Annotated in this window: 15 protein-coding genes; 13 read left to right on the forward strand and 2 right to left on the reverse strand. The window is 42.1% G+C overall.

The window, feature by feature from the left end; translation table 11 throughout:
- Nucleotides 1-219: 219 nt before the first annotated feature.
- Entirely contained in the window at nt 220-861 is a 642-nt protein-coding gene (locus JMW85_RS04275) for a MarC family protein (protein ID WP_083475671.1), read from the forward strand.
- 292 nt (nt 862-1,153) lie between these two features.
- Nucleotides 1,154-2,536 (forward strand): NAD(P)-binding domain-containing protein, encoded by a 1,383-nt coding sequence (locus tag JMW85_RS04280; protein WP_201581043.1) that lies wholly within the window; start codon nt 1,154-1,156, stop codon nt 2,534-2,536.
- Nucleotides 2,537-2,669: 133 nt separating this feature from the next.
- On the opposite strand, the gene JMW85_RS04285 is transcribed toward JMW85_RS04280, so the two are convergent.
- Entirely contained in the window at nt 2,670-3,272 is a 603-nt protein-coding gene (locus JMW85_RS04285) for a LysE/ArgO family amino acid transporter (RefSeq protein WP_201581044.1), read from the reverse strand.
- 167 nt (nt 3,273-3,439) lie between these two features.
- On the opposite strand from JMW85_RS04285, the gene JMW85_RS04290 reads away from it, so the two are divergent.
- From JMW85_RS04290 to JMW85_RS04300, 3 genes are all read left to right on the forward strand, one after another.
- Nucleotides 3,440-4,183: a hypothetical protein gene (locus JMW85_RS04290; protein WP_201581045.1), complete on the forward strand. Its 744-nt coding sequence runs from the start codon at nt 3,440-3,442 to the stop codon at nt 4,181-4,183.
- A 239-nt stretch (nt 4,184-4,422) separates the two neighbouring features.
- The gene (locus JMW85_RS04295; RefSeq protein ID WP_201581046.1) at nt 4,423-5,112 is read left to right on the forward strand and encodes a hypothetical protein; all 690 of its coding nucleotides are present in this window, start codon (nt 4,423-4,425) and stop codon (nt 5,110-5,112) included.
- 40 nt (nt 5,113-5,152) lie between these two features.
- Nucleotides 5,153-5,710: a hypothetical protein gene (locus tag JMW85_RS04300; RefSeq protein WP_201581047.1), complete on the forward strand. Its 558-nt coding sequence runs from the start codon at nt 5,153-5,155 to the stop codon at nt 5,708-5,710.
- 330 nt (nt 5,711-6,040) lie between these two features.
- On the opposite strand, the gene rluB is transcribed toward JMW85_RS04300, so the two are convergent.
- Nucleotides 6,041-6,988: a 23S rRNA pseudouridine(2605) synthase RluB gene (rluB, locus tag JMW85_RS04305; protein WP_045444804.1), complete on the reverse strand. Its 948-nt coding sequence runs from the start codon at nt 6,986-6,988 to the stop codon at nt 6,041-6,043.
- A 588-nt stretch (nt 6,989-7,576) separates the two neighbouring features.
- Here rluB and JMW85_RS04310 point away from each other — a divergent pair.
- The 8 genes from JMW85_RS04310 (at nt 7,577) to JMW85_RS04340 (ending at nt 17,150) form a co-directional block, all read left to right on the forward strand.
- Nucleotides 7,577-8,668 carry a polysaccharide biosynthesis/export family protein gene (locus tag JMW85_RS04310; RefSeq protein WP_055124502.1) on the forward strand — a complete coding sequence of 364 codons (1,092 nt, stop codon included), beginning with the start codon at nt 7,577-7,579 and terminating at the stop codon, nt 8,666-8,668.
- Nucleotides 8,669-8,677: 9 nt separating this feature from the next.
- On the forward strand, nt 8,678-9,154 hold the full coding sequence (locus JMW85_RS04315; protein WP_201581048.1) for a low molecular weight protein-tyrosine-phosphatase: 477 nt from the start codon (nt 8,678-8,680) through the stop codon (nt 9,152-9,154).
- 31 nt (nt 9,155-9,185) lie between these two features.
- Complete coding sequence (locus JMW85_RS04320) at nt 9,186-11,447, forward strand: polysaccharide biosynthesis tyrosine autokinase (RefSeq protein ID WP_227681659.1); 2,262 nt, start codon at nt 9,186-9,188, stop codon at nt 11,445-11,447.
- A gap of 49 nt (nt 11,448-11,496) precedes the next feature.
- Complete coding sequence (locus tag JMW85_RS14170; protein WP_227681660.1) at nt 11,497-12,234, forward strand: hypothetical protein; 738 nt, start codon at nt 11,497-11,499, stop codon at nt 12,232-12,234.
- Complete coding sequence (locus JMW85_RS04325) at nt 12,134-13,498, forward strand: polysaccharide biosynthesis protein (RefSeq protein WP_227681661.1); 1,365 nt, start codon at nt 12,134-12,136, stop codon at nt 13,496-13,498. The genes JMW85_RS14170 and JMW85_RS04325 overlap by 101 nt, the downstream gene beginning before the upstream one ends.
- 66 nt (nt 13,499-13,564) lie before the next feature.
- Entirely contained in the window at nt 13,565-14,881 is a 1,317-nt protein-coding gene (locus JMW85_RS04330; RefSeq protein ID WP_201581050.1) for an oligosaccharide flippase family protein, read from the forward strand.
- A 69-nt stretch (nt 14,882-14,950) separates the two neighbouring features.
- Nucleotides 14,951-15,967 (forward strand): glycosyltransferase family 2 protein, encoded by a 1,017-nt coding sequence (locus tag JMW85_RS04335; RefSeq protein ID WP_201581051.1) that lies wholly within the window; start codon nt 14,951-14,953, stop codon nt 15,965-15,967.
- On the forward strand, nt 15,960-17,150 hold the full coding sequence (locus tag JMW85_RS04340) for a hypothetical protein (protein WP_201581052.1): 1,191 nt from the start codon (nt 15,960-15,962) through the stop codon (nt 17,148-17,150). Before JMW85_RS04335 ends, JMW85_RS04340 begins: the two co-directional genes overlap by 8 nt.
- Nucleotides 17,151-17,155: the final 5 nt, after the last annotated feature.

Here is a 17,155-nt window from a genome sequence, read left to right on the forward strand (position 1 = left end):
TACCCGCAAATGGTGGCTGATAGGTCAATGTTTAGCCTCTATTTTCGTTGATAGTCTGCTGCCAGAAAGGTAAGCAAAGTTAATGATTTAATTAGCTTATCTGCCTATGATACAATATAAGCTACAAAGTTATTGTTAACCATCTATTGGGTCATCGTTGCACTTGCACGATGACCTTATCTTTTTGCCCGATTTGACTAATAGACAAGCGAGCGCTCAGTGAATACTGAAATCATCAAGATAATCTTAGCCTTTATGGTACTGATTAATCCCTTTAGCGCTTTGACGTTATTTTTGGATTTGACCCGTGGTTATTCGATGAATAATCGACGCAAAGTGGCGCGTGTTGCTTGTTTGACGATTTTTATCACTATTAGTTTCTTTACGGTAGCAGGCGAGACATTATTAAAAGCACTTGGTATTTCTATCGGCTCGTTTCAGCTGGCAGGTGGTATCTTGGTGTTCTTGATTGCTCTTAATATGATGAATGGCGACGGTAATCCCGTGAAGCCCGATCAAGAAAACTTCGATGTTGACCATGTACAAGACGCACCGCCCACTATGGCAGCAGCAGTTGTGCCAATCGCTATTCCAATGATGATTGGACCGGGTGGTATCTCGACGGTGATTATTTATTCTTCACAAGTCTCTGGTATTTTGCAAGTATCTGCCATATTGATTGCTGGTTTATTTATCAGTCTGTTTTGCTATCTAGCATTGATGGCGGCAGGTCGTATCAGTCGCTTGCTGGGTGATACTGGATTGAACATCATGAGCCGAATTATGGGGATGTTATTGGCGGCAGTTTCTATCGAAATTATCGTTAATGGCTTACGCACTTTATTTCCTGATTTAGTGTAATGACTCTGCTACCTTATGTTTGTCCGTCAATTTTTTGATTTATTCCTCAAAGGACGTGTTGAGTATTCAACCCTAGCACTGACAGTGCCGATTTATGCATGTTTAATACGCCCTAATGAAAAGCATGTGCCAACTCATATCAAATTTAAAAACCAAAGATTCGGTTAGAAGCCATTTTTGAGAATAGTCATGTCTTAAGCTATGGCTAATTAATCACCAAAAGTATTCGAAAAAACACCATTCATAAAAATATGTTACAGTGGACAGACAACTATTATCATAGGAGTTAGTCTTGAGTAATAAAAGAATTGCTATTTTAGGTGCAGGTCCAAGTGGTTTAGCACAATTACGCGCTTTTGAAGCAGCTCGTTTGGCTGGCGCAAAAAACTTACCTGAGATAGTTTGTTATGAAAAGCAAAACGCTATTGGTGGTATGTGGAACTATAGCTGGCGCACAGGATTAGACAGAAATGGTGAGCCTGTTCACGGTAGTATGTACCGTTATTTGTGGTCCAATGGTCCCAAAGAGTGCTTAGAATTTGCTGATTATTCGTTTGACGAGCATTTTGGTGAAGCGATCCCCTCATACCCACCGCGTGAAGTCCTAAAAGACTACATTATGGGGCGTATCGATAAACAAGATATCCAAAAATACATCCGCTTTGAATGCCCAGTACGTTGGGTATCATTTGATGATGAGACGCAAAAATTCACCGTGACGGTGATGAATCATAAAACCAATGAGCAAGAAGTGGAAGAGTTTGATTATGTCGTCGTGGCGACGGGTCATTTTTCCACGCCCAACATGCCTTACTTTGAAGGGTTAGAAGCTTTCCCCGGTCGCATTCTGCACGCGCATGATTTTCGTGACGCCTTAGAGTTCAAAGACGAAGATATTTTGCTCATCGGCAGTAGTTATTCAGCCGAAGACATTGGCACGCAGTGCTATAAGTATGGCACCAAATCAGTCACTATCAGCTATCGCACGCAAGCACTCGGCTATGATTGGCCAGAGGGCATCAAAGAAGTACCTTTGGTCACCCATTTTGAAGAAGATGTGGCGCATTTTGCCGATGGTAGCAGCCAAAAATTTGATGCCATTATTATGTGTACCGGTTATCTGTTTCATTTCCCCTTTATGCCCGATGAGTTACGTCTGCAAACGCATAACTGCTTATATCCAGCCAACTTGCACAAAGGGATTTTCTGGCAGCCAAACCCAAAGCTCATTTATTTAGGTATGCAGGATCAGTATTTCACCTTTAATATGTTTGACGCTCAAGCATGGTATGCACGCGATGTGATGATGGGCGATATCGAACTGCCTGAATTGGTACACCGTGAAGCAGATGAGAAAAAGTGGTTGGCAACTTATGCGAAGTGCGTGACGGTCAGTGATTCAATCGACTTTCAAGCCGCTTATATTCGTGATTTAACCAATGTGACCGATTATCCAGAATTTGCAGTTGAAAAACAGGGTGAAATCTTAAAAGAATGGCAAAAAGACAAAGCCGATAATATTATGACCTTTAGAGAAAAGGCGTATCGCTCTACGTTAACAGGCACGCTATCGCCTGAGTTGCCCGAGCCTTGGTTGGACGTCCTTGATGACTCGCTTGAGCATTTTTTGAACTTAACCTTTGTTAAACCTAAAAAGCGTAAAAAAGTATCGTAAATAGTAAAAGTGTCAGATTTTAAAAAGCCAAACGCATTTATACAAGGTGTTTGGCTTTTTTATACTTATACTTATATGTAGAAGCTGTGTTAATGGTTTAGCCTATCACCTATTTTTGCCTTTATCGTTGTTTTTAACTTTGGTACAGATGCCACGCCAAATACAACATGAGTATCCCTACCAAAGCATCGAGTATATTCCACGCTTTTGGTTTGGCAAATAATGGTTTGAGTAATCGTGCCCCATAACCCAACGCAAAAAAGAAAAAGAATGAGGCGCTGACTGCACCGACTGCAAATGCCAGCTTACTACTAGCACCCGTTGAAACCATGCCAACGAGTACCAATGTATCTAAGTAGACGTGTGGGTTGAGCCAAGTAAAGCCAAAACATAATAACAGGGCTTTTTTTAAGCTGGTGACGACTTGTCCCTCGACGGTGAGTGCATGTGTGACGCGCACACTGGCATATAAGCTCTGCAATCCATAGCCTAGCAAGAATATGACGCCAGCGAATTTTGCGATATTGACCACTTGCGGATATTGCGCCGTAACCGCGCCAAAACCGCCAACGCCAGCAGAGATTAACAGCGCATCACTGACCGCGCAAAATAAGCAGACAAAAAATATGTGCTCGCGTTTGAGTCCTTGTTTGAGTACAAAGGCGTTTTGTGAGCCAATCGCGATGATGAGCGATAGCCCAAGTAAGAATCCAGAGGTGTAGTCGGTCGCATTCATAATAGTGTGCTTAGCAGGGGGCGGATGAGAGGTGTTGACATTTTGCTTACTGGCAGCGTGGTAAAAAGCTGTTAAGATACGCTATTGGATAAATCTATGCAATACGAGCGCAATAAGCGTGCACGGGACGAGGGGCAAGGTAGGTCATGGTGGTAAGTCTGACAAGAATGCTAAAGTCATTTGGGCAAGCTCAAGATGACCTGCCAACGCTAGCAGCCAAAAATGCTCAGGAGATGGCTATCAGTCAAGATATAGAGGTGACTGATAATAATAGTACAAACAATGATAAAAACGATCAAGCGGTCAGTCAGCGTTCTGTACTGACGCCGCCTGAGCGCACCGAACGTATTTGTGATGCTTTGGCGCAAGTGAGTGATATCAGAACGCCGACACCTTTGACCGATCGCTATATATCCAATCGCGCTCAGATGCGCCCGACCAATAGACCGCCTTTTGACCCCGATACCTTGTGGTATCTCAAACATGGACGCTGCCCGATTATGACTGAGCTTATTGATGTGGTCGATGAAGCCACCCTAAACGCCATGCCCATCGAGGCGGTTGCGATACTAGACCGTATCAATGGTAAGTTAAAACGCTATCGTGAGTGGAGCAGTGAGCTCAATGAGCAGCAACAACAGCAGCATAATGAACGCCAATTTGTCATCGATAAGCTGGTGTCAGAGAGCATTCCAGAAGCCCTACATCATTACGAGCAATTACAGCGTTTTAGCCCGCACCGTACCAAAAACAATATGGTACAAGGAAAAATGACGGCAGGTGACATGCTGACGGATTTGTTTTTAGAGATTGATTATGAGCTTGATGAATTGTTAGATGAGCTGCATCAAACGGTGATGAATCGTTTGGCTTCAACGCACCGTTATGTCAAAAGCCGGACAAAAAGTTAATGGCTAATAGTTAATGGCTGTTAATTGGCATTATAAAATTAACATAATTCAGAGCTGTGATTAAATTGGGGACACGCCCTAACATGGTTTTCACACAAGCGATGCAATGCATAACAATATAGGGCTTTAATAGAGCCTTATTTTTTTGTTTAATAATAACTATCTATCTTATTTAAAATAATAAGAAGGTTACCAAGCCATTTAGCCAAGCCATTTTATTCAACAATTAGGATACTCTAATGACTCAAGTTACTGCGATGTTTGTCATGTTCATTTTATATGGAGTGTTACCAGTCGCTGGGTTATATCTGGGGTATCGTGGTATCAAAAAAATGACTGCGCCTAAAATGCTTGAGTACAAATCGATGCCGCAATTGGGTTACATCCCAGAAAAAAGCTTGCCTGTTGAAGTCAAAACAGCACTCGACCAAATCAATGAAAAAGGGGAGAAGCTACGGGTCATTTATGGCGATACCAATAATGATGGCAAGATAGACGATAAGGACACGGTCAATGAAACCTACATTATGATTCAAAATTTAATGGACAGACATGTGCCACTTGCTGTGACTGACTATCGCCGCTTGCACGACTTAGATGTGGGGGATGGCGCGCGCGCTGACACGACCAAAATCAAGCACTCTAATGTGACTGGAAAAGAAGCGCTATTAGATGTATTACGTACCATTAATACTCAGTTTGATGATTTATTGAATGCCTCTTATCACCAAGATGGTCAAAAGCTGCTGGCGACTAACCGCTATCTACAAAAACGCTTTAATAATCCTGCTACTACGACAGATATTCAAAAGCTCGATAGCAATGTTAGTAGTGTCAGTAGTGCTAATACCGATATAGAAATTAAAGCGATTGAAAATCCAACTGGCGCAACTGGTAAGAATGTGAGTGCTGAGAATATTAAACTGTAAAGGCAAAGTGGTGTGATTAAACGATGAAGAGTAAGGGTATATGAGCATCTTAATAGGCATTGGCATTGTAACGACCGTCACCACCTTTTATTTGGGTAAAAAAGGCTGGCATGCGCTGCATAAAGCGGTCGGTATTTCGCCAGATGTACTCACTTATCAGGATTATGATGCACCGTTGTCATTGTCCAAACTTAGTTGGCAGCAACTAAATTTAAATAAAAAACACCTGAAAAATTTGTCAGAGCCACAGCTGCGCCAATTAAAACGTATCGATGAAAAAGTAACCCGCTATCAAGTGTATCAAAAATCACTACAAGCTCAGCATAAAACGCCTGCCGTAACCGAGCAGCAATTTGTATTGAATAAGATGTTGCACACTAGGCTGCCTGAAATGCTTGCCAGTCATCATCATCTATCGAATATTAATATAAGCAGTGACAATACAGATAATAAAAAAAAGGCGGAAGCCAATCAGTTATTACAGCAGGTATTTAATAATATTGAGCAGCGTCTAGATAGATTATTAGAACAAATGGAAAGTCAGCAGTTACAAGAGCTACGAGTAATGAGGAATTATATTAATAGCCACGATAGTTAAGCCTATAGTCATTCCACTATAAAAGTGTTACTGCGTTAACCTCTCTTGAAGTATTGAATATATATCTACACTCGGTTGCTTCGTACTACTTTTAAATTGAATCGACTATACATCGTCAGACTTACAATGAATTGCTATAAATGACTCATAAAAAAGCAGCCAATGATTATTCATCATTGGCTGCTTTTTTGTTGTCTACTTTAAAGCGATAACTTTAAAACGATACCATTCACAAAAATTAGAGTAGCAAGGAAACCGAGTGCAAGTACTACACATTGTAGACTAAACGAGTTTGACGCAGCTAATCGTATTTTTTGGGTTTGGTATCACTTAACGCTTGTCATTACGGTCACGAGTATTGCGCGTACCACGGCTGGCAGGGCTAGCACTACTTTTAGGCTTCGCGCTGCTGTTACGATTGTCGCTACCACTGCGGCTATCGCTACGACTGTCAGTAGCGCGACGCGCTTTAAGCGGCTTGCTTCTGATACGCTCTTGTTTCTCTTTTGCTGCGCCATGCAGACCCGTACCATAACGAGGACGCAAGCTCACTAAATCAGTCAACGTATTGATGTCTTTTCTGTCGAGTTCTAAGAAACGACCAGTACGTAGCTCTTTTGGTAGAGCAATCGTGCCATAGCGCGTGCGTAGTAGACGGCTTACTTTCAGGCCTTGTGATTCAAACAAACGACGTACTTCGCGATTACGACCTTCTTTTAGTTGGACGTGATACCACTTGTTGACGCCTTCACCACCGCCTTCTTTGATATCTTCGAACTTTGCAAGGCCATCTTCTAGCATAACGCCAGCCGTTAGCGCACGAGCGATCTCAGGCGTGACTTCACCCAATACACGTACCGCATATTCACGAGTGACTTCGCCAGACGGATGCATCAAGCGATGCGCCATCTCACCATCATTGGTAAACAATAATAGCCCAGTTGAATTGATGTCCAAGCGACCAACCATCACCCAGCGATCATGAGTCAGTTTTGGTAAACGCTCAAAAACGGTTGGACGACCTTCTGGATCTTTAGCAGAGCAGACTTCGCCTTCAGGCTTGTAGTAAGCGATAACACGGCGACGCTTCTCGTTTTCAGAGGTGTATTTAATCTGACGACCATCAACGCGAATCTCATCGCCTTGCTCGACGCGATCACCAATGGTCGCAGGTCCGTTATTAACAGTAACACGCCCTGATTTTATGACTTCTTCCATTTGACGGCGTGAGCCAAGACCCATACGGGCGAGGGCTTTCTGTAATTTTTCATCTTTCATAATCATGTCCTTGAGTCGGTGGGTTTACATTTCTCAATGTAAAAAATGGGATTGACTATTCTACGCTATTTTGATGACTTTAGCACGCAAACCAGTATCTACAAACGGTATCAATTTATAGCTTTACATTAATAAAAGAAAGTTTGCTAAATTAAAAGAGATTTCTAAAATAAAAGTTGATTAGGTTGTTATAAAAGTAAGATATTTGCACACAAATGCTTATATTTATTTTTTAATAAAACAGTAAGTTCTCTAAGTATTATTAAGACAAGTTAAGCAACATCACCAATACTAAATTTCTATTTTCGGCAGCATGAACCCTAAAAAATACTGCTAACACCTTTTAATATGTCCTCCTATTTAGATTTTTCTGTCTTTTTGTTTTTATCGATATGCGCTATACACCTTTTTTGAAAAGGGTTTACATAAAATAAATTAACTAAAAAAATGTTCTTACATCAATGTTTATAAATATTGCGTTATGTATAGTTTAGGTGTATATTCAATAAATACATCCTTTTTTATGAATATATTGATAGCAGCAAGGCACTTATTTTTGATTCACGAATATAAATATGAGTAACTGTTATGGTTTATAAATATTTCATTTCTGTACAAAAGCGCTCCTTAATAGCAAGTGCGTCTTGCTTATTGCTGACAGTATTGCTCAGCAGTTGCACAATAAATTCAGGACTTCAGTCTGGAAAATTACCCGAGTCAGGAACATTTACTGCAGAAAACGGTCTACAATTCTATATTCAACCTTTGAGTTTGGCTAATCTACCAGCTAAAGAAGCCGTCATCCTTGATCGAGATTTATATCATTTAGTAAAAACATCTGGGCGTGTCAGCTATGGCATTGCTAAAGGGGATGTTCTCAATATTATCCTGACCAATTATCCAGATATTAATGCCTCAACGTCTAGTCTGACCGTTGACCAGCAAGGGTTTATACAATTCCCCTTAGTAGGGAGAGTCAAAGCCAGCGGTCTCAGTGTGCCGCAGTTCACCGCCACTTTGCAAAGCAAGCTTCAACGCTATCTCAAATACTCAGATCCTCAGGTCAAAATCATCAACTACCGTGGTAGTAAGTTTTTCGTGGATGGTGAGGTCAAGCAGTCTGGTGAGTTTGTTATCGCAGATGTGCCCATCTCAGTATATGGCGCTATTTCTATGGCGGGTGGTACGACTGATACGGGTGATTCAAACCATATCGTATTAAACCGTCAAGGCAAAAGTTACAAGCTCGGTATCCAATCATTAAATCAAATGGGGCTGTCTGCCAATCAAATATACTTACAAGACGGCGATGCTATTCATGTCAATAGCCAAAGCCGCAATAAGGTCTATGTATTGGGAGAATTTGGCAAAATTGAGCCCGTTGCTATTCCTGAGCAAGGGCTGAGCCTAGCGCATGTATTAGGTGAGTCAAATGGATTGAATTCTAATACAGCCAATGCGGCCAAAGTATATATCGTTCGGGATAATCCAAAGTATCAATACACCAATATTTATTATGTCGACATGCAGAGCATTACCAGTTTTGCCTTGGCCAGTCGTTTTGACATGCAAGCCAATGACATCCTTTATGTTGATCCAACTGGCTTGGCGCGCTGGAATCGTATTATTAGCGCCATACTGCCTTCAACATCAGCAATCAATGTGATTTCAGGGATATAGGAGTCAGTCATGGGAGCGTTTGATCAGATATTGGTTGTTTGTGTTGGCAATATATGCCGTAGCCCGATGGCCGCTGCCATATTAACGGCATATTATCCAGAAAAGCACATCGACTCTGCTGGTCTGTCAGCGCTCGTAGGTCACGCAGCTGATGCCAAAGCGGTTGCATTGATGGCTACTCATAATATAGACATCAGTGCTCATATCGCCAAGCAAATTGATGAAGCATTAGTCAGTCAGTCAGATTTAATTTTGACGATGACAACCAACCAAACCAAATGGATTGAAAGTCAGTGGCCGCACTGTCGCGGAAAAACCTTTCGAATAGGGCATTGGCTTGATAAAGATATTGCTGACCCTTATCAGCAGGATGACTCAGCATTTGAGAAGAGTAGACAAGATATTATCGATAGTCTTGAACAATGGACTGACAAGATTAGCGACGCGCCATCGATTAGAGCGTTGAAGTTCAGCGAATGCTATTAAACGATCAACATTGAGCGATGAGTATATGGTTATGAATAATATGGATTCAAAAGACCTATCAACGTCTACGGGCGAAAAAAACAATGACGACATCGATTTAATGGCGCTGGTTTTAGTATTGTTACGTGGTTGGAAAATCATTGCTCTCATGGCGATATTGGGGCTTTTACTAGGGCTTTTGTATACCCGCTATGTGAATCCCATCTATAAATCAGATGCGCTGATACAGATTGAAGAAAATACTCAAGGAATAGAGGCGCTTGGCGAGAGTATCTCAGAGTTGGTTGGTGCAGAAGTCAGCAAAGCGGAGACAGAAGCAGAGCTGATACGATCACGTATGATATTGGAGCCAGTGGTTGAGCTATTGCACCTGCGCATTAAGCTAACAGATCCCAATATTGGTCATCTTGATAGAATAAAAAGCAATCGTACTTACACGCAATTAAACACACCAGATGATGTATCACTTGATACCGAAAATGGCATAGTAAAAGTCCGCCAATTTGATGTATCACCAGCGTACTTAAACCAACCTTTCATACTAACAAAATCTGCTACAGGGTTTGTTTTGAGCAATGGGTTTGATGAATTCAAAGGTCAGCTTGGTCAGGCGCATCAGTTCAAAGGGTTGGACGGTCAGATTAATATTACTGTCACAGAGTTACCTGCTGATGGTTACCCAATTAATATTAGTAAGCAGACGATAAAGGCTGCGACTGACGCTATCAACGGCGCCTTATCCGTTGAAGAAAAAGGTCAAAAAACGGGGATTATTCAGCTGTCGATGACGGGTCCCAACCAAGAGCAAATCACTACTATACTCAATCAGATCGTCCGATCTTACGTCGATCAAAACCAATCTCGCGGTTCTGAAGAAACGACCAAAACACTTGCCTTTATGGAAACGCAGATCCCTCTATTAAAAGAAAAATTAGAGACTTCTGAAGCACTGTTTAATGACTTTCGTAAAAAATATGGCACGATTGATGTGGGTAAAGAAGCCGAGTTGTTATTGAATGAGAAGTCTCGCATCGATGAGCAGCTCAATGAGCTGAAACTCAAAAAAGCAGACCTAACTACTTATTACACCGAAGAACATCCACTGGTCATTCAAATTAATGAACAGCTCAAAGTGCTTAATAATAGAACAAGAGAGATAGATAATACCATTGCAGGTCTACCTGAAATACAGCGAGAGTTTCTAAAGCTATCAGAAGATACTGCAATCAATCGAGAAATCTATCTGACGCTGCTCAAAAATTATGAGCAACTTAAAATCGTCAAGGCTGGTCAAATCGGCTATGCCCGTATTATCGATTCACCGACCAGTACCTTTAATGCCATTGCACCAAATAAACTACAAATCCTGATGCTGACCACATTGATAGGCATGATGTTTGGGGTGATGCTGGTGCTCTTGAAGAACCTTGTTAGAAATGTCGTAAAAGATCCAGAGCATTTAGAGGTCACAACGGGCATCCCTGTCATCGCAACGATTCCACGCTCACCCTTACTGTCGAGGTTGAGTAAAAAGAAGAATACCACCCCTCGCATACTCGCTCATGTTGATCACAGTAGTTTGAGTTATGAGGCGATCAAAAGCTTAAGAACCAATTTGATGTTTGGTATGCCAATGGGGACAGCGGTCGGGCAGCCCGCGCAAGTCATATTGATTACTGGGGAGAGCCCTGGTGTCGGCAAGTCGTTTATCGCTGCCAATTTATCAGAGGTATTTGCCCAGCTCAACAAAAAAGTCTTGGTCATCGATGGTGACATGCGTTTAGGTGAGCTGCATAAAATGTTTAATATGAGCCAACATGATGGTCTTGCCGATTATTTGTTGCAGGATAAAAAGCATTTTTCTCCGATTGATGGTACTCGATCAGACAGTGAGGTTCCTAGCTTAGGGGTCGAAAGCTTTATTCATCCCACTGGTATGGAGTTGATTGATTTCATACCGCGCGGACGGCAGCCGCATAACCCCACCTCCTTATTGATGGGCGAAAAATTCAATCATTTGATGGCAGAATTAAAAACTCAATACGATTATATTGTCATCGACTCACCCCCGATATTGGCGGCGTCAGATGCTATGGTACTTGCGCAACATGCAGACAAAGTGCTTATCGTCACGAAGTTTAATCATTCAATAGAAGGGCAACTGGTTTATGCGATCAAGCAAATGAATAAAGCCAATGTACAAGTAGATGGCATTATTCTCAATGATGTACAGCAGGGTCTTATGGATAAATATAGCTATCATTATCATTATGCCTATGGAGATAACCACTAGTTTGCGTGGTAGTCGCTTATAAGCAAACCAACTTAATTGGGTGGATATTATGTTGATAAAAACAGAGTCAAACAATGCTTATCAATCGTCCAGTGGTTTTAATCAATGGTCGAAGCGTGTGGCTCTGTATTTATTGTCATTACCACGCCTGACTAAAAGCACCCTCTTATTTAGTATAGATTTTGCTATGTCGATCTTTTGCCTATTATTGGCATTGATGCTACGACAAGGGTATGTGGCCTCTCATATCAGTCTTGCAGCGTTGGCTTTTTATGCATTCGTGCCGGTTGCTAGCTTATATCTTATTGGTTTTTATCGAAGCGCCTCTCGAGGGTTTTTTGATGCAGTGATGGGTCGTGTGCTGCAACTGTTTTTTTTACTTATTATTGTTTATCAAGTCATCATTTATTTGAGTCCATCAGCGACGATACCGCGCTCAGCCCCCGTTATATTTTTATTTCTATTTTTTATTTGGCTGTGGAATAGTAGGCTCATGATACGCGCGTTACTGAAACGTCTACAGGGTGCAGGTCAAAGCCGTCGTCCAGATGCCTGTTGTGACAACGTGATTATTTATGGTGCAGGAGAAGCTGGTAGAGAGTTGCTAGAAAGTTTGAGACATTCTTATCAGTACAATGTAGTGGCGTATATCGATGATGACCCGCAGCTTACTGGGGCTTATTTACATGGCAAACAAATATATGCAGCTCACGCTTCCGTGGTTGATAGAAAAACTCAATGTGGCGCAGGTGATTTTAGCCATGCCCTCTATGAGCCGTGCTCGTAAAAAACAGATTATGGACAGTCTGTCAGGTATATCCGTTAAGATAAAAGACTTGCCAAGCTTACGTGAGCTTGCTGATGAGATAGTAACCGTCAGTCATATACGACCCGTTGACATACTAGATGTGCTCGAACGAGAAACGGTCGAACCTGTTGCGGAGTTGCTACAAAAAAACATCACGGGCAAAAACGTTCTCGTTACTGGGGCAGGTGGTTCAATCGGTAGTGAGCTGTGTCGGCAAATCATCAAAAATAAGCCTAAATGCTTGGTGCTATATGAACAGTCTGAGTATGCTTTATACACCATAGATCAAGAACTTGGTAATCTAAAAACAGCGAATGCTGATTATCAACATATTGAGATTATTAGCATTATCGGCAGTGTCAGTAACGAAAAAAAATTAATCAATATATTCGAAAAAAACCATATAAAAACGATTTATCACGCTGCAGCCTATAAGCATGTGCCTATTGTTGAGTCCAATCCCTTTGAGGGCACCATCAATAATACCAAAGGCACCTACCATTGTGCCCGTGCTGCGATACAGGCTCGCGTTGAGACTTTTGTGCTGATTTCTACTGACAAAGCTGTGCGACCTACCAATGTCATGGGGGCGTCCAAACGCTTGGCTGAGCTGGTCTGCCAAGGATTGAGCCAAAGTAATAGTCAGACTTGTTTTAGCATGGTGCGTTTTGGCAATGTTTTAGGGTCATCAGGCTCTGTGGTGCCGTTATTTACCAAACAGATTGAGCAAGGCGGTCCGATCACCATCACCCATCCAGACATCACGCGCTATTTTATGACGATTCCAGAAGCGGCCAGTTTGGTTATTCAGGCAGGTGCGATGGCATTCGGTGGTGAAGTATTTGTACTTGATATGGGCGCGCCCGTCAAAATTGTTGATCTGGCAAAACGTATGATTCGTTTGACAGGTTGTGAGCTAAAAGATGATAGCAATCCCAATGGCGATATCGAAATCGTATTTACTGGCTTGAGACCGGGTGAAAAGCTATACGAGGAGTTAATCATTGGTGAAGACAATATCGAACCTACTTTTCATCCATTGATTATGCAAGCAATGGAGCACAGCTTTCCTTTGCAAGATATCGAAAATATTTTATTTGAATTTGCAGAAAAAGCAAAGCAGCAGGATGTGGTCTGGCTGAAAACACAGTTTAAGTTTTTTGTCGAAGGTTACCGAGAAGGATCTGATAAAGATGTCGAGGTAGAGAAAGTAGATACCACATTGACCAATGAAATGGGTTAATAGAGAGAGGCGCGCTATCATAAATTCCTTACAAGTTCTGTGAGTCACTAAATTGGACAATATGTCATGAGCTCTGGAGTATTTTCATCGATACAGAGCACAATAAACAGGTTGAAAACCAGTCACTTTGTGCGAGATGTGGTCATGGTCGGTGGCGGGATTGCTGCTGGACAGGCCATCGCCATGATTTTTATGCCATTTCTCACCAGACTGTACAGGCCTGAGGATTTCGGTATTGCTGCTGCCTTTACTGCTATCGTCAGCATTATTACGCCGATTGCCACTATGGGCTATGCAAATGCAATCGTGATGCCAGACAGTGACGAGGATGCTGCGGCAATTGCTCGATTGTCTATATTGCTCAGTGTGGTTATAGCTGTCCTCTCATTCATTGTTGTCTATGTCGGCAAGTTTCATTTGGCAAGTTGGATGGGTATGGAAAGCACGCCAAACATGCTATATCTCATACCATTAACGCTATTAGTCGGTGCTTTTCTTTCTGTCGCTGATCAGTCTGCTATTAGGGTGGGCTTATTTAAAGCGAAAGCTCGGGCTTATGTGGAAAGCAAGTTTTTAACAGATAGCAGTAAGCTGATAGGCGGTATGCTAGCACCTTCAGGGATGTTACTTATTTTATTGACGATAGCAGGGCAGCTCACAAACTTTATCATGCAGATGCTTCGTGTACCTAGAGTAGGTGTATTAAATGTCCGTCATTGGTTTGGCACTGAGGGTATTCGACATGCCGCCAGATCGCAGCGTGATTTTGCGATATATCGTATGCCACAAAGTATCCTGAATGCGGCTTCAGTAGGGTTGCCAACTATCTTGTTAGCGTCATTATTTAGTGCCTCTTCTGCAGGGCAGTATTCGTTGGCTGTTCTTGTGCTTGGTGCACCCGCGATGCTGTTAGGTCAGGCGGTTGGAGAGGTCTTCTATCCTAAAATTACGCGTGCCATCATAGCAAATTCACCTGAGGCTTATCAATTTTTATTAAAAGTAACGTTGATTTTATTAGTGGTTGGTATTGTGCCATTCGGTACGGTGTTCGTTTTTGGCGATTATCTTTTTTCTTTAGTGTTCGGTGCAGAGTGGGCATTAGCAGGTAGTTATTCGCAGTGGCTGTCTATTTGGCTTTTGACCAGCTTAGTGTCTGGTGCGAGTACTGCGGCATTGCCAGCATTACGTTTACAGCGATTCCTTTTGATTCGAGAAGTGTTTGCAGTGGTATTTCGTGCTGCAGCGCTGTATGTAGGTTTTTACGTTTTTGAGTCAGATATGATAGCCATTGCCCTTTTCTCATTTGTTGGGGTTTTGCTCAGTTTATCTATCATTTATGTCGCTTTTCGGCGTCTTGTTCATATCGATGAAGTGGAGCAGTAGGTACATTTTTTGACTGCTTTGAATGTCACAAAGGATATGTATAAGAAGTCTCAACTTGAGAGGCTCACTATGATTTCAGTTATTATCGCCGCATTCAATGCCGCTGCTACTATTGATCGTTGTATTAATAGTATTGACGTTGCGAAAAAGAATCACGACATTGAGCTGATAGTCATTGACGATGGCTCTAAAGATCATACTGCTAGCCTATTGCATAGCTGGGCGAGTGCTAGGTCATGGATTACGGTGAAATCTCAAAAAAATGGTGGCGTGGCAGAGGCTCGTAATACTGGGCTCGATATCGCAACCGGCAATTACATCGTTTTTATAGATGCGGATGACACCATTGATGATTGGTATTTTGATTTTGTCTTTGAAAAAGCTGTAGATCGAGATGTCGAGATGTTGGCATTTGGTCATAAACGCATGATGCTGGATGGCTCTGTTATTGAGCGTCCTAATAGTGCGGCAGAGTACTCACGGCAAGATATCGAAATGCTACAACTGAGAGTGACAGAGAATAGACATATATATTGGTACGCCTGCACCAAGGTGTATAGCAAAAATTTAATTGCAGAGCTGCGTTTCGATAGCGACGTCAAATTTGGTGAGGATGGTATTTTTAATATCGCATGTCTAAGCAAAGCGAATCGTTTATCGGTGCTGCCAGACTGTCCATACAACTACTATGAAAATGCGACCTCTATAACAAGCTCACAATATAAATCAGGGCTTTTGGAATCCATTGAAGCGGACTATACAGCCAGAGTCAGGATACATGATTGGTCGATCAGTGCTACTGAGAAGCAAGTGCTATTATCGGACTTTGCTCGTAGTTATGTTGAGCATATGCTGCCATATTTACTCAATAATTTAGCGCATATAGATATGAAAAAGCGTCGTGCAGAGCTGGTTAAAATACGCCAGTCTTTCGTTTATCAGAACTGTTTGCCGCATTATTATCAACGGCATCCTGCACGTGGCATTCGTGTATTGATTTTATGTTTTTCACGGCGTTGGTATGTTATGACGCTGGTTTTTCTTCAACTGTCTTGGTCTAAAGAAAAGGTGAAAAAATATGCTTAATATTGATTTGTTGCCTCAGCCTTTACGCAGTGATGAAAAGGGTCAAAAGCGCTGTTGTTTGCTGCAACAGACAACAGCTAGCGGGCAAATGACTGAGAAGGCATTGTGGTTTGTATATCCAGCGAACTTGCCAATGCCAGAAGACGATGATTGTGATGCTTATTTACTGGCCACATTGTTGCCCGCGATGCAGATGCGAGCAGCCATTCATGTGCATGGTAGCGTGTCGCATGAGCTATTAGCCAACCTGACAGAGCTACAGTATGTTTGGAATAAGTGGTTGCCAGAGCGTTATTTTTTGATTGATATAGAAGTGGATCGTATAAGAGAACAAGACTGCCATATAGATGGTGCGATTGCTGCATTTTCTGGTGGCGTTGATGCTCAGTTTACCGCTTATCGTCATGCGACAGGCAGAGCAGGATACGCCACACGAAATATTAAAGCAGGGGTTTTTGTGCATGGCTTTGATATACCATTAGATGATACGGAAGGATTTGCTGGCGCGGCAAAAACAGCGACAAAAGTACTTGCAGATATCAATATCGATTTGATCATTGTGAAAACAAATATTCGGGGACTTTGGGACATCAACTGGGAAGACTATCATGCTGCTGCTATCGCTTCAGTATTATGCGGATTGAAACGATATGCAGGAATTGGGCTCATTGGTAGTGGTGATTCTTATGATGTATTAATTAGTCCTTGGGGCTCACACCCCATCACTGACCCGCTGCTAAGTTCTGGCGACTTTAGACTCATTCATGATGGCGCAGGGTTTAGTCGGTCAGAGAAGCTTCAAGCGCTTGCAGAATGGCCATTGGGTATAGAGAATTTACGTGTCTGTTGGGCTGGAGATAAGCATGATAGTAACTGCGGTCGCTGTGAGAAATGTGTTAGGACGCGTCTCAACTTTTTGGTTGCAGGTATAGATAACCCTCAATGTTTTAGCGAGCCCATGGACTCATCACTTTTTAAATCAATGGCTCTAAAGGGCAGGGCTGTTAGCATAGATTGGAAGTTAATTCGTCATGAGATGATTAAAACAGGTAGAGGTCTTGAATGGCTGCCATACATTGAAAAAGCACTCAAACGTAAACCGCCTCCTAACTTGAATAGATTGTTTCCTGTTGGCTCAAGGCGTCGTATGTGGGTGAAAAAGCTGTTAATGAGAAACGAATAAGGGAG

Source organism: Psychrobacter glacincola, from assembly GCF_904846075.1.
In the GTDB taxonomy this organism is placed as follows: Bacteria; Pseudomonadota; Gammaproteobacteria; order Pseudomonadales; family Moraxellaceae; genus Psychrobacter; species Psychrobacter glacincola_C.